General features: G+C 40.5%; 12 protein-coding genes. 9 read left to right on the top strand and 3 right to left on the bottom strand.

Annotated elements, in window-relative coordinates:
• Window positions 1-27: 27 nt before the first annotated feature.
• Together O3793_RS07550 and O3793_RS07545 are read right to left on the bottom strand one after the other, a co-directional pair.
• Complete coding sequence (locus O3793_RS07550) at window positions 28-546, bottom strand: transcription repressor NadR (protein WP_371446537.1); 519 nt, start codon at window positions 544-546, stop codon at window positions 28-30.
• 12 nt (window positions 547-558) lie between these two features.
• Window positions 559-1,080: a hypothetical protein gene (locus O3793_RS07545; RefSeq protein ID WP_371446535.1), complete on the bottom strand. Its 522-nt coding sequence runs from the start codon at window positions 1,078-1,080 to the stop codon at window positions 559-561.
• 163 nt (window positions 1,081-1,243) lie between these two features.
• Here O3793_RS07545 and O3793_RS07540 point away from each other — a divergent pair, with 163 nt between their 5' ends.
• A complete protein-coding gene (locus tag O3793_RS07540; protein WP_371446533.1) occupies window positions 1,244-2,239 on the top strand; it encodes a Fic family protein in 996 nt (331 codons plus the stop codon).
• Between the two features lie 145 nt (window positions 2,240-2,384).
• Here O3793_RS07540 and O3793_RS07535 read toward each other — a convergent pair whose 3' ends face one another.
• On the bottom strand, window positions 2,385-3,275 hold the full coding sequence (locus O3793_RS07535) for a LysR family transcriptional regulator (RefSeq protein ID WP_371446531.1): 891 nt from the start codon (window positions 3,273-3,275) through the stop codon (window positions 2,385-2,387).
• Window positions 3,276-3,490: 215 nt separating this feature from the next.
• Here O3793_RS07535 and O3793_RS07530 point away from each other — a divergent pair, with 215 nt between their 5' ends.
• The 8 genes from O3793_RS07530 (at window position 3,491) to lysS (ending at window position 12,635) form a co-directional block, all read left to right on the top strand.
• Window positions 3,491-5,113, top strand: a complete 1,623-nt coding sequence (locus O3793_RS07530; RefSeq protein ID WP_371446529.1) for a malolactic enzyme — start codon at window positions 3,491-3,493, stop codon at window positions 5,111-5,113.
• A 9-nt stretch (window positions 5,114-5,122) separates the two neighbouring features.
• A complete protein-coding gene (locus tag O3793_RS07525) occupies window positions 5,123-6,070 on the top strand; it encodes an AEC family transporter (RefSeq protein WP_371446527.1) in 948 nt (315 codons plus the stop codon).
• 134 nt (window positions 6,071-6,204) lie between these two features.
• Window positions 6,205-7,584, top strand: a complete 1,380-nt coding sequence (glmU, locus tag O3793_RS07520; RefSeq protein ID WP_371446525.1) for a bifunctional UDP-N-acetylglucosamine diphosphorylase/glucosamine-1-phosphate N-acetyltransferase GlmU — start codon at window positions 6,205-6,207, stop codon at window positions 7,582-7,584.
• 88 nt (window positions 7,585-7,672) lie between these two features.
• The gene (locus O3793_RS07515) at window positions 7,673-8,653 is read left to right on the top strand and encodes a ribose-phosphate diphosphokinase (RefSeq protein ID WP_371446606.1); all 981 of its coding nucleotides are present in this window, start codon (window positions 7,673-7,675) and stop codon (window positions 8,651-8,653) included.
• Between the two features lie 82 nt (window positions 8,654-8,735).
• Window positions 8,736-9,206, top strand: coding sequence for a hypothetical protein (locus O3793_RS07510; protein ID WP_371446523.1), 471 nt, complete (start codon window positions 8,736-8,738; stop codon window positions 9,204-9,206).
• A 16-nt stretch (window positions 9,207-9,222) separates the two neighbouring features.
• Complete coding sequence (locus O3793_RS07505; protein WP_371446521.1) at window positions 9,223-9,501, top strand: hypothetical protein; 279 nt, start codon at window positions 9,223-9,225, stop codon at window positions 9,499-9,501.
• A gap of 517 nt (window positions 9,502-10,018) precedes the next feature.
• Window positions 10,019-11,035, top strand: a complete 1,017-nt coding sequence (gene dusB / locus O3793_RS07500; protein ID WP_371446519.1) for a tRNA dihydrouridine synthase DusB — start codon at window positions 10,019-10,021, stop codon at window positions 11,033-11,035.
• Window positions 11,036-11,129: 94 nt separating this feature from the next.
• Complete coding sequence (gene lysS, locus O3793_RS07495; RefSeq protein WP_371446518.1) at window positions 11,130-12,635, top strand: lysine--tRNA ligase; 1,506 nt, start codon at window positions 11,130-11,132, stop codon at window positions 12,633-12,635.
• Window positions 12,636-12,706 lie beyond the last annotated feature (71 nt).

The raw sequence follows: 12,706 nt of genomic DNA, 5'->3' as shown, positions 1-12,706 counted from the left end.
CACACCATCGTGTGGTGCTCCTTTCATTTACTCTTCTTTCACTAAATACCCTAATTTGTCGAGGGCGTCTTCGATATAGTCGAGGTCTTGTTGGTTTTCGGCCTCAACCAGATGATAATGCACACCTTCTGTTAAAGACGACAGTGGGCGGAAGTCCACTTGATGGATTTGCTCCAAGAAGTGCTGAACGTCACGGCGACAGGTCAGCTTCACGAGCGTTTGGATTTCACCGTAGACTGGATGGTCGATTTGAATATTTTGGACACGACCTCCATTATCGACAATGGCTAGAAGTTCACTTTCGATAGCCTTGGTATCATGTTTGACCTTGAAGAGGCGATGAACGTATGGCGAACTCTCTTGCTCTTTGTAGACATATCCGCGGTTGGTCGATAGAATCGTGGCTCCGTCAGCGCGAAGAAGCGCGATATCTTGCACGATAATTTGTCGTGTTACGTGGAAATGTTCCGCCAGGCTTTGACCGTTGAGTGGCTTTGGCGCGTTTTTCAGTAGTTTTAGTAGTTCAGCTTTTCGTTCTTTTGGCATAGTGTCCCTCTTTTAACGTCTTTTTTGTAAAACTTTATACACCGCTAGTGCTATTTCATAGTCTACCATACTGTGAATCACTGTACCAAATCCGACTAGGACGAAGAGGACGTAAAACATGCTTTGTAGATCCGTGCCTGAAACGGAGTAGAAGAGCACGCAGGCTAATACTTCGCCGACTGCGTGAATAAGTGCCAATACGAAGTTGAAAATCCATGACGCTTTGCGGTTTTCAAGAGTCTTTGGATATTTTTGTAGGAAAAAGGCTCCGAGTGTCGCAAAGAGAATATGCGAAAGTGCGCGGAAAACAATGACAAGCGGGTATGCCCCGGAAATAAAGAACCCGTATGAGGATCCAAGAACGACGAAGATGGCCATCCACGGATTGATAAACATCGCGATAAAGATTGCAACGTGGCTTCCAAGTGTGTACGAAGCTGGTGGAATCACCAATTTTAATGGCATCGCGATAGGAATGAAGATGGCAATCGCGGTTAATAGAGCGGTTAGTGTCATAAAACGAACATTTTTCATCAGAATAAAACTCTCCCTTTTGTTTACTGTATATACAGTAGTATAGTTCTGTGTATACAATAAATCAATAGGGAAACTCAACTTTTCCGCTCACTTTCCGCTCATAATTCGCTTGATTTAATAAAAAAGTACCAGTACAATAAAGAAAAGAGAGGTGAGACGGATGCAAGTGAATTTTCAAATTACAGAAAAGATGTTAGGGCTGGTGCACAATATTGCGGGACTCCTAACGAAATATTCCATTGAGAAACGTCCGCTATTACTGCGCAAGGAAAATCGAATTCGCTCGATTCAATCCTCCCTTGCGATTGAAAATAATAGCCTGACGCTGGAACAGGTGACAGATATTATCGAGGGAAGACGTGTGCTTGGACCACCAAAGGATATTCATGAGGTGCAAAATGCATATGAGGCGTATGAACGTGTCTTTTCGATGGACCCGTATAGCGTGGAGGATTTCTTGGAGGCACACCACTTGTTAACGCACGACCTTGTGAAGCATCCTGGTCAGTTTCGTTTGAGTGACGTCGGAGTTTATGATGCGAGTGGGCGATTGGTTCATGTGGGCGCACGTCCGCAGTTTGTTCCGGGTCTTGTGGAAGAGTTATTCTCCTGGGCTAAGAACAGTGATTTGCTCGATTTAGTGAAATCGTGTCTTGTCCATTTTGAGTTGGAAATCATTCATCCGTTTGAAGACGGGAATGGTCGTATGGGCCGCTTATGGCAAAGTCTCATCCTTAGCCGGTGGAATCCGCTATTCGAATGGCTTCCGATTGAGTCTGTGATTCATGCGCATCAGCAAGGGTACTACGATGCACTCGCCACTAGCAACAAGGAAAATGACGCAACGGTCTTTGTCGAGTTTATGCTTGAAGTGATTTTAGAAACGCTGGAAGAGGTGAAAGTGCAAGACCGTATTGAAGAAGAAAATACGGAGTATATCGTTTTGCCATCCTTAAAACCAAAAGAGAGAGAAGTCTTTGAACAAGTAAAGGCCTATCTTGAACAGTATGGGAATATCGGTAATCAGCAAGCACAAGAACTCACAGGGCTCAGTGCCGCAACTGTCCGACGCTACTTATCGTTGTTTGTCAAAGTTGGGTTGCTGACTTCTAGCGGAAGTACGAAAGGAAAGTTATATTCATTAGGTTCTATTTAGATTCAAACGGTCTCCTCATAAGTTCATTTCATAATAAAAACACCCCAAAAGTTAGATTTTCTGTCTAACTTTTGGGGTGCGCTTCATAAAAGAGGTTCCTTTTCGCATCTATTGTCTTTTAAAGTGAATAAGTAGCATATTAGAATTAATTTTTTAAAGCGTACATTTGATTTTTAATATACAACTCCATCTCATTAAATGCCTCATCTGTAACTTTTCCATTTTTTTGTTTGGCTAAATATAAATAAAATTGGACAGGTTCTGGCTCGTCCAGGTCAATCAGTTGAATACCGTCCAGTTTTAAAAAATCGACGAGAAGGCCGATAGTGTTTTTCTGTTGGATAAAGTTTTCGAAGCCTTGAATATCGCTAACTTCGGCCAATATATTTGGGATGATTCCGTATGAATTCATAAATTTCCAAAACACTTCATTATGAATGAAGTGTTCATTAAAGAGGATAAATTTTTCATGCTCTAATTGCGAGAGATGAACATGAGACTCTTTTGATAGTGGATGTTTTTTCGGAACGGCTAATTTAAACGGGAAAGTTGCGATTTTTTTCAAATCAAGTTGGCTACTAACAACTTCTTTACTCGTTCCGAATAAAGCAATATCTAATTTGTTTGAAATAATTTTCTTTGTGATTTCTTTAGAGCCATCTTCTAATAAGCCGATTTCAGTTCCGAAAATCTCTTCTAGCGATGAAATATGTTTTGTTAAATCGAAGAAACGCGAAAGGGCGGCGGTAAGACCGATTTTAATACGTCCATCATGAGCGTTCTTTACTGCCGTTATTCCCATGTCCAGTTGTTGAAGAGCATTGAGCGAATATTTTTTAAAAAGTTCGCCTTCTTTAGTAAGAGACACATCTGTATGAGATTGGCTCCGTAGGAAAAGCTGCACACCGAGATCTTCTTCTAATGATTTAATGGCGTAGCTGACAGTAGGTTGACTGACTTTGAAAGTTGAAGCTACTTTTGAAAAAGATTTTAAACGGCATAGAGCATTAAAGTATTTTAGTTGTTGAAGTTTCATAAGTAAGGCTCCTCATATTTAAAAAAATTATAACACGTCCTCTATTTGACTATGCTAAAAGGGAATCGTTAAAATGTCAATAGGGAGCACAGGATGGGGAGGTAGAGTTTATTGGTGATAAGCTTTTCTGTCTCCGTTTTTTTATGCTCTTAAACAAAGCATCAATGGCATTGAAACACCATTTTGCAGATGACTATTTTATAGGAGGAATCACCATGCGTGGACACCAAATTTTAAATGATCCTTTTAAAAATAAAGGGACAGCATTTACACAAGAAGAACGTCAAGAATTAGGATTGGTAGGATTATTACCACCTTACGTTCAAACGTTAGAAGAACAAGCAGCGCAAACATATGCGCATATGCACCAAAAAGGTAGTGACCTTGAAAAACGTCTTTTCTTGATGGAAATCTTCAATACAAATCGTACGTTATTTTATTACTTATTCTCACAACATTTAGAAGAATTCAACCCAATCGTGTATGATCCAACGATTGCGGATACGATCGAAAACTACAGCGAACTTTTTGTGGATCCTCAATATGCGGCTTACTTAGATATCAATCACCCAGAAAACATTGAAACAACATTAAAAAACGCTGCAGGAGACCGTGAGATTCGTTTAATCGTCGTAACCGATGCGGAAGGAATTCTTGGAATTGGTGACTGGGGTACAAACGGTGTAGATATTTCTGTAGGGAAATTAATGGTGTACACAGGAGCGGCTGGAATCGATCCAGCAAGTGTTCTGCCTTTAGTGATTGATGCTGGTACAAACCGTCAAAGTCTATTAGATGATCCTAACTATTTAGGAAACCGTCATGAACGTGTTCGTGGGGACCGTTACTATGCATTTATCGACCAATTTGTTGAAACGGCAGAACGTCTTTTCCCTAAATTATACTTACACTGGGAAGACTTCGGACGTGGCAACGCGGCCAATATTTTAAACAAATACAAAACTCAAATTCCAACCTTCAATGATGATATCCAAGGAACAGGAATTGTAACTCTTGGTGGGGTGTTTGCCTCAATGGATATCGCTGGTGAAAAATTAACAGATCAAGTGTACTTATGCTACGGTGGGGGAACTGCAGGGGCAGGGATTGCTTCTCGTGTCCTTCGTGAAATGGTTGTCGACGGTCTAAGTGAAGAAGAAGCCTATAAACGTTTCTTCATGGTAGATAAACAAGGATTGTTATTCGATGATATGGATGATTTAACACCTGAACAACGACCATTTGCGAAAAAACGTAGCGATTTTGCTAATGCAGATAAATTAACAGATTTATTAGAAGTAGTGAAAACTGTAAAACCAACCATCTTAGTGGGAACTTCAACTCAACCGAATACATTTACAAAAGAAGTTGTAGAAGCGATGTGTGAAAATGCAGAACGTCCTGTCATCTTCCCATTGTCTAACCCAACAAAATTAGCAGAAGCAACAGCAAAAGACATCATCGAATGGTCTAACGGAAAAGCGTTTGTTGCAACAGGAATCCCTTCAGATGATGTTGAGTTCAACGGAGTAAACTACGTCATTGGACAAGCGAACAATGCGTTGATTTATCCTGGTCTTGGATTAGGAATGTTGGCTTCTGAAGCGAGTCTATTAACCGATGAAATGATTGGTGCAGCAGCTCATGCTGTAAATGGCATTGTTGATATTACAAAACCAGGGGCACCTGTATTACCACCGTTCAAATATGTCAATGAAGTATCATTGAAAGTGGCAACAGCTGTAGCTAAAAAAGCACAGGAACAAGGCTTAGCACGCGCTGCTGAACAAGATATGGAAAAAGCAGTTCGTGAATTTAGATGGACACCAAAATATTAGGAGGCGATGTTGATGTTATTTTTAACATCTCTTGAGTCCATTGTTCCAATTATTGCACTAATTGTGCTTGGATACTTCTTACAAGTAAAAGGCTTATTTCATAATGATTTTGGCAATGATTTATCTAAACTCATTATGAATGTAGCAATGCCCGTATCGATTTTTGTTTCTGTGTTAAAATATTTAACACTAGAAAAATTGATTAGCTTGTCTGGAGGACTCATCTATACGTTTATAGCTTTTGCACTTGGATATATAGTTGCCTTCTTAAGTGTCAAAGCCTTTAAAGTGGCTCCAGGGCGAAGAGGGACTGTCATTAATACATTCGTGAATGCAAACACGATTTTTATTGGGTTACCTCTAAATATCGCACTTTTTGGGGATGATGCCTTGGCATATTTCTTGATTTACTATATTACGAATACAATTTCCACTTGGACATTAGGTGTCTTTTTAATGACAAGTGATAGTAAAGATGGAAAGAAAAAACAAGAATCGCATTTTGATTGGAAGAGATTACTTCCAGCTCCCTTACTTGGGTTTATTGTTTCTGTAGTATTTTTAGTAATCAATATTCCACTCCCAAGTTTTGTGTCTAGTACATTGGGATATATCGGAGGGTTAACAACCCCGCTTTCACTCGTATATATTGGAATCGTGTTAGCTAAAGCAGGAATTAAAACGATTCGATTTGATAAGGATAGTATTGTAGCGCTAATAGGTCGATTTATTGTTGCGCCCGTATTAATGTTTCTAGTCTTGAAATTAATGGCGCCGGGTATGGTAACAGCAGAATATCAAACCTTTATGATTCAGTCTGCTACACCGGCCTTAGCGGTATTGCCAATCTTAGCAAACCAAGGGGATGGAGATGTCGAATTCGCAACGAATATCGTGACTTTAAGTACAGTGCTATTCGTTATTGTCATCCCAATTCTTCAAACCATTATTGGATAACTGGGTTTCCCGGCTAACATGCTGGGACCCTTTTTTTATGGGCAAAGGATTCTTTGTATTCAGAGTTTTCTTGAAAAAAACAACATTCTACTATACTATTAGAGGGTAGAAATTCAAAGAGCAAGGAGCTTATTATGAAACAAAAATTCGGAATTATTTTAGCAGCCGGTAAAGGGACTCGTATGAAATCTGCCCTTTACAAAGTGATGCATCCAGTTTGCGGGAAACCAATGGTAGAGCATGTTGTCGACCAAGTTGAAAAAACAGGAGCTACTGAAATCGTAGCTATCGTCGGACATGGTGCTGAAATGGTACAAAACCATCTTGGAGATCGTGTTTCTTATGCCGTACAAGAAGAACAATTAGGAACAGGACATGCTGTGTTACAAGCAGAATCTCTCTTACAAGGAAAAGAAGGAACAACAATTGTGATTTGTGGAGATACTCCATTGTTAACAAGCGAAACACTTTCTGCATTAATGGAAGAGCATGAACGTACAGGCGCAAAAGCAACGATTCTGACTGCGATTGCAACAGACCCAACAGGATACGGCCGTGTGATTCGCGATGCTGACGGTTCTGTTCTAAAAAACGTGGAACAAAAAGACGCAACTCCTGAAGAACAACAAGTAAAAGAAATCAACACGGGTACTTACTGCTTCGATAACGTAGCTCTTTTCAGCGCGTTACACGAAGTTGGTAACGACAACGCTCAAGGCGAGTACTACTTACCAGACATATTAGAAATCTTGAAGAAACGTGGAGAAGTGGTTTCTGCTTACCCAATGAAAGATTTCGATGAAGGAATGGGCGTGAACGACCGTGTAGCTCTTTCAAAAGCTGAGAAATACATGCGTAACCGTATCAATGAAGAACATATGCGTAACGGGGTTACTTTAATCGACCCAGAAGCAACTTATATTGAATCGACTGTTCAAATCGGTGCGGACACTGTGATTGAACCAGGTGTTATGTTAAAAGGTAAAACAGTCATCGGTTCAAACTGCTTCATTGGAGCACATAGCGTGGTTCGTGATAGCGTGTTAGAAGACGGCGTTCGTCTTGTAGCAGCGAACATTGAAGAATCTCATATGAAACTAGACAGTAATGCAGGTCCATTTGCACACTTACGTCCAAATGCTGTATTAGGCGAACGTGTTCACGTAGGAAACTTTGTAGAAGTGAAGAACTCAACACTTGGGGCTGATACTAAAGTAGGTCACCTAACATACATTGGCGACGCGGACCTTGGCGAAGATATTAACGTTGGTTGTGGAACTGTGTTTGTAAACTACGATGGTAAAAATAAACACCGTGCGACAATCGGTAGCCATGTATTTATCGGATGTAATGCGAACATCGTTGCTCCAGTTACAGTGGGTGATGATGTATTTATCGCTGCTGGGTCAACCATTACCGAAGATGTTCCAGCTGGAGCACTTGCGATTGCGCGCAGTCGTCAAGTAAATAAAGAAGATTACGCTTCAAAATTACCATCTGCTCAAAAAGACTAAAATTTTTCCAAAAATTTTTAGCAAAAATATTCAAAATTTAAACAAAACACGGTATGATAGTACTATAAAATAAACTTCGGGGGTTATCATTGTGGAACATTATTCCGATCCTAATTTAAAAATATTCGCTTTAAGCTCAAATCGTCCTTTGGCTGCAAAAATTGCAGAGGAAATTGGTTTAGAACTTGGTCAAGTATCTGTCACTCAGTTCAGCGATGGTGAGATTAAAATCAATATCGATGAAAGTGTACGTGGTTGCCATGTGTATATCGTTCAATCAACTTCTTATCCAGTAAATGATAACTTAATGGAGTTATTAATCATGGTGGACGCATTACGCCGTGCGAGTGCAAAAACAATTAACATTGTTATTCCTTACTATGGATACGCTCGTCAAGACCGTAAAGCACAATCTCGTGAACCAATCACAGCAAAATTAGTTGCAAACATGATTACTCAAGCAGGTGCAGACCGTGTGTTAACACTCGATTTACACGCTGCCCAAATTCAAGGGTTCTTCGACATTCCAGTGGATCACTTATTAGGAGCTCCACTTCTTGCGAACCACTTCTTAGAAAACAACTTCAAAGATAAAGATATCGTTGTTGTATCTCCTGACCACGGTGGGGTAACTCGTGCTCGTAAAATGGCTGAGTTCTTACACGCGCCTATCGCGATTGTTGATAAACGTCGTCCAAAAGCAAACGTGGCAGAAGTCATGAACATCATCGGTGAAGTAAAAGGAAAAGTTGCCGTATTAATCGACGATATGATTGATACAGCTGGAACAATCACTCTTGCTGCACAAGCGATTAAAGATGCAGGTGCGCTAGAAGTGTACGCTTGCTGTACGCACGCTGTATTATCTGGGCCAGCATTAGAACGTATTAATGACTCAGTGATTAAAGAAGTAGTCGTAACAGACTCAATCGAAGTTCCTGAAGAAAAAACAGGTGGTAAGATTGTTCAAATCAGCGTTGACCAATTAATGGCGGAAGCGATTCGTCGTATTCACGAAAACCGTTCAGTGAGTCCGTTGTTTATCGAGAAATTTACTATTTTAGATTAATAAAGAATTAGTAAAATAAATGAGCCGAGGCTATTGCCTGGGCTCATTTTTGTTTATACTAAATCTAACATAGGAGGTTCGTATGGAACAAAAAGTGTCAAACAAAGCAGGGTGGTTTACTCTTATCTCATTTATTTGTGGGGTGATTACACTGCTGACGTTTGAAGAGATGGATTCATCTGTAAAAACTATTGAAAATATGGACGAAATCGGTGCAGCTATTTTATTGCTATTTTCAGCAATGACCATTGGCGGAATCTTCTGGATGGGGATGAATTATTGGAGAAAAACGCGTCTAGCAATTGAGGAGTTGCAACATACATCGGCCACTCCTGAAACGATTGAAGACTATTACCAAGCAACCGCAAAGGCTGTTCGCAAGGTTGGTTTTTCTGCCATCATATTGGCGCTCATGATTGGAGTGTTCTCGCAGTTCAACAGTATTGTTGAAGTGATTGGATTAGTGGTGTTCCTATTTGGAATTTGCATTTGCTTATTATCGCTAGCTCCAAGGTCAATTGCCAAACAAATTCAGAAACAAAATATTCGATAATGGTTGGAGGTCTTTCATGAAATTAGAGAAAGCAAAAAGTATCGCAGAAGTCTTGATGTGGCTAGGATTAGTACCGCAATGGATTTTCATGACCAGTCGTGGTGTTCCAGGAGGACTGTTGATTGCCATCTTCATCATGCCGATTCTCATGATTATGACTTTTGTCAGTTTCATGATGTATGTTTTCATTGCACTCGAAGAAAAATCGTTCAAAAACAATTGGTGGCAACTACTACTTACAGGTGCTTGGCTCACCTTTTTGTTATTGCTCTTCACTGGAGTCATTAGATATTGATAAAAAAGGTTTAGGAGGATGATGTTACTGGAAACGAGTCGTTTTGAAAAACAACCAGGATTAGTAAAAATGCATAAAGTCGCTACTGTCTTGATGTGAATTTCATGGGTCCTTTTCTTTGTGGCGATGTTAGGAACGTACAACTTTTTCTTAGTAGGGGAACAACTACTCCTTGTGATACTGTCTATTATAGCAGTGGCGGCAGTGGGGTTCCTTCTCAGTTTCTCATTGTTTAGCTGAGTTTCGTTTCAACTAAAAACAGTGAACGAAACGGGATGGCAGTTATTCTTAACGGGCGGATTCCTCATTACGTACTTGCTGCTTTCGATGAGACTCTTTTATTAAGGGGAAACAAATGCAAGATAGCGCGGGTTATGGTACAATAATCCGGCAAGAAATAAGTGAACTTAGCGCACGAGTCGCACTCACTATTGGTGATGCAGCTCGTGCTTTTCGATTGAGTTAGAAAAAGTTGTTCACTTGATAGACGATTTAAAGATTGAAAAAGGAGATTAAGATGAGTTTCAAAATTGGAGATATTCAAATTGATAATAGCGTAGTTGTGGCCCCAATGGCTGGGATTTCAAACTCTGCTTTCCGTGTCACTGTAAAAGAATTCGGTGCTGGCCTAGTGGTTTGCGAAATGATCAGCGACAAAGGGATTCAATTTCGTAATGAGAAAACATTAAGCATGCTTCATATCGAACCAAACGAGTATCCACTCAGCGTTCAAATCATGGGCGGAAATAAAGATACTCTAGTCGAAGCGGCGAAATACGTAGCTGAAAATACAGAGGCTGCCATCATCGATATCAATATGGGATGCCCTGTAAACAAAGTGATTAAGGCAGAAGCCGGAGCAAAATGGTTACTAGACCCAAATAAAGTATACGAGATGGTTGCAGCGGTTGTAGATGCTGTCAATAAGCCTGTGACCGTTAAGATGCGTACAGGATGGGACCACGAGCATTTATATGCGGTTGAAAATGCCCTTGCTGCAGAACGTGCCGGAGCGAGCGCTGTTGCGATGCATGGCCGTACTCGTGTTCAAATGTATGACGGGAAAGCCGACTGGGAAATCCTTGGTGAAGTGAAGAAGAACTTAACGCGCATTCCTTTAATCGGAAATGGAGATGTTCGCTCTCCTGAAGATGCCAAACGCATGATTGACATCGCAGGCGTTGATGGCGTTATGATTGGACGTGCAGCCTTAGCGAACCCTTGGATGATTCGTCAAACGGTTCATTATTTAGAAACAGGCGAATTGCTTCCTGAAAATACCGTTCCAGAGAAAATCGAAATTGCGAAATTACACTTACAACGACTTGCGAACCTTAAAGGCGAAGCAGTCGCAACAAAAGAATTCCGTAAGCTTGCAGGCTATTACTTAAAAGGAGTGCCACGTGCCTCTAAAACAAAAGTAGCCATCAACGAAGCTGAGAATTTACAAACCGTAGAAGCGTTATTAGACCAATTCGTGGTAGAACATTTAGAGCGTGAAGAACGTCAAAAACAACGCTTGGCAGAAATTTAAGCAAAAAGCCTTGAAATACTTTCAATAAAGCCTCTTCTTTTGGTACAATAAGGAGAGTTATGAAGAACAAGCATCGTTCAAAGGAGGAACAAACGTGTCTTTCGAAGTAGAAACACAAGAAACATTAAATGACCAATTACAAGTTCGTCGTGAAAAAATGAATCAATTACGTGAAAAAGGAATCGATCCTTTCGGTACTGGATTCAAACAAAAAAATACAACTGAAGAAATCCACAAACAATTTGAAGGAGCTACTAAGGAATCTCTTGCGGAACAAGAGCCTGTAACGGTTCAAATTGCTGGACGGTTGATGACAAAACGTGGAAAAGGGAAAGCTGGTTTTGCCCACATTCAAGATGGCAAAGGCCAAATCCAAATTTACGTACGTAAAGATGCTGTTGGAGATGATGCGTACGAAGTGTTCACTAAAGCTGACTTAGGGGATATCGTTGGTGTTGTTGGGACTGTCATGGTCACAAACACTGGTGAGTTATCTGTTAAAGCGGAGCAATTCGTTCATTTAACAAAAGCGCTTCGTCCACTTCCTGATAAATATCACGGGTTAACAAACGTAGAACAACAATACCGTCAACGTTACTTAGACTTAATCAGTAACCGCGAAAGCTTCGACCGTTTCGTTACACGTAGTAAAATCATCCGTGAAATCCGTCGTTACTTAGACGAACGTGATTACTTAGAAGTTGAAACTCCAGTACTACACACATTAGCGGGTGGAGCAAATGCTCGTCCATTTATCACACACCACAATGCGTTAGACATGGAATTATACATGCGTATCGCTACTGAATTACACTTAAAACGTTTAGTAGTCGGTGGGATGGAACGCGTATACGAAATCGGACGTGTGTTCCGTAACGAAGGTATTGATACAACTCACAACCCTGAATTTACTTCAATCGAAATCTATACAGCTTACACAGACTACAAAGATGTAATGGATTTAACAGAAGGAATCATCTCAGACGTTGCCAAGAGAGTATTAGGAACAACATTAGTTCCTTACGGCGAACATGAAGTGGAATTAAAAGCTCCATGGAAGAGAATTCATATGGTAGATGCGATTAAAGAAGTAACAGGCGTTGACTTCTGGCCACATATGACTGACGAAGAAGCACGCGCCATCGCGAAAGAAAAAGGCGTGAAAGTCGAAGATTCAATGACATTCGGACATGTCGTGAACGAATTCTTCGAAACATTCGTTGAAGAAACATTAATTCAACCAACATTCATTTACGGACATCCAGTGGAAGTATCTCCATTAGCCCGTAAAAACGATGAAGACCCACGCTTCACAGATCGTTTCGAATGCTTCATCTGTACTAAAGAGTACGGAAATGGCTTCACTGAGTTGACTGACCCAATCGATCAACGTGAACGTTTCATGAAACAAGTAGAAGAAAAATCTGCTGGGAACGACGAAGCGCATCCGCACGATGAAGACTTCATCCAAGCGTTGGAATATGGTCTATCTCCAACAGGTGGGGTAGGTATCGGAATTGACCGTTTAGTAATGTTACTAACAAACAGCCAATCAATCCGTAACGTCCTATTATTCCCAACGATGAAAAACTTAGACTAATATTGAATTTAGTGCTCCGTTTATGGTTCGCCTTAGACGGGGTGTTTTTTATTTAACCGCAATTATCATAT

It is taken from the genome of Granulicatella sp. 20925_1_28, from assembly GCF_041433575.1.
Classification (GTDB): Bacteria; Bacillota; Bacilli; order Lactobacillales; family Aerococcaceae; genus Granulicatella.
The sequence above is the reverse complement of the archived record's forward strand: the minus strand, read 5'-3'. Positions and strand labels throughout refer to the sequence as shown.

Bases quoted from the DNA above. Each gene is read 5' to 3' on its own strand.
- O3793_RS07550 (WP_371446537.1), bottom strand. From the start codon at position 546: ATGCCAAAAGAACGAAAAGCTGAACTACTAAAACTACTGAAAAACGCG.
- O3793_RS07545 (WP_371446535.1), bottom strand. From the start codon at position 1,080: ATGAAAAATGTTCGTTTTATGACACTAACCGCTCTATTAACCGCGATT.
- O3793_RS07540 (WP_371446533.1), top strand. From the start codon at position 1,244: ATGCAAGTGAATTTTCAAATTACAGAAAAGATGTTAGGGCTGGTGCAC.
- O3793_RS07535 (WP_371446531.1), bottom strand. From the start codon at position 3,275: ATGAAACTTCAACAACTAAAATACTTTAATGCTCTATGCCGTTTAAAA.
- O3793_RS07530 (WP_371446529.1), top strand. From the start codon at position 3,491: ATGCGTGGACACCAAATTTTAAATGATCCTTTTAAAAATAAAGGGACA.
- glmU (WP_371446525.1), top strand. From the start codon at position 6,205: ATGAAACAAAAATTCGGAATTATTTTAGCAGCCGGTAAAGGGACTCGT.
- O3793_RS07510 (WP_371446523.1), top strand. From the start codon at position 8,736: ATGGAACAAAAAGTGTCAAACAAAGCAGGGTGGTTTACTCTTATCTCA.
- O3793_RS07505 (WP_371446521.1), top strand. From the start codon at position 9,223: ATGAAATTAGAGAAAGCAAAAAGTATCGCAGAAGTCTTGATGTGGCTA.
- dusB (WP_371446519.1), top strand. From the start codon at position 10,019: ATGAGTTTCAAAATTGGAGATATTCAAATTGATAATAGCGTAGTTGTG.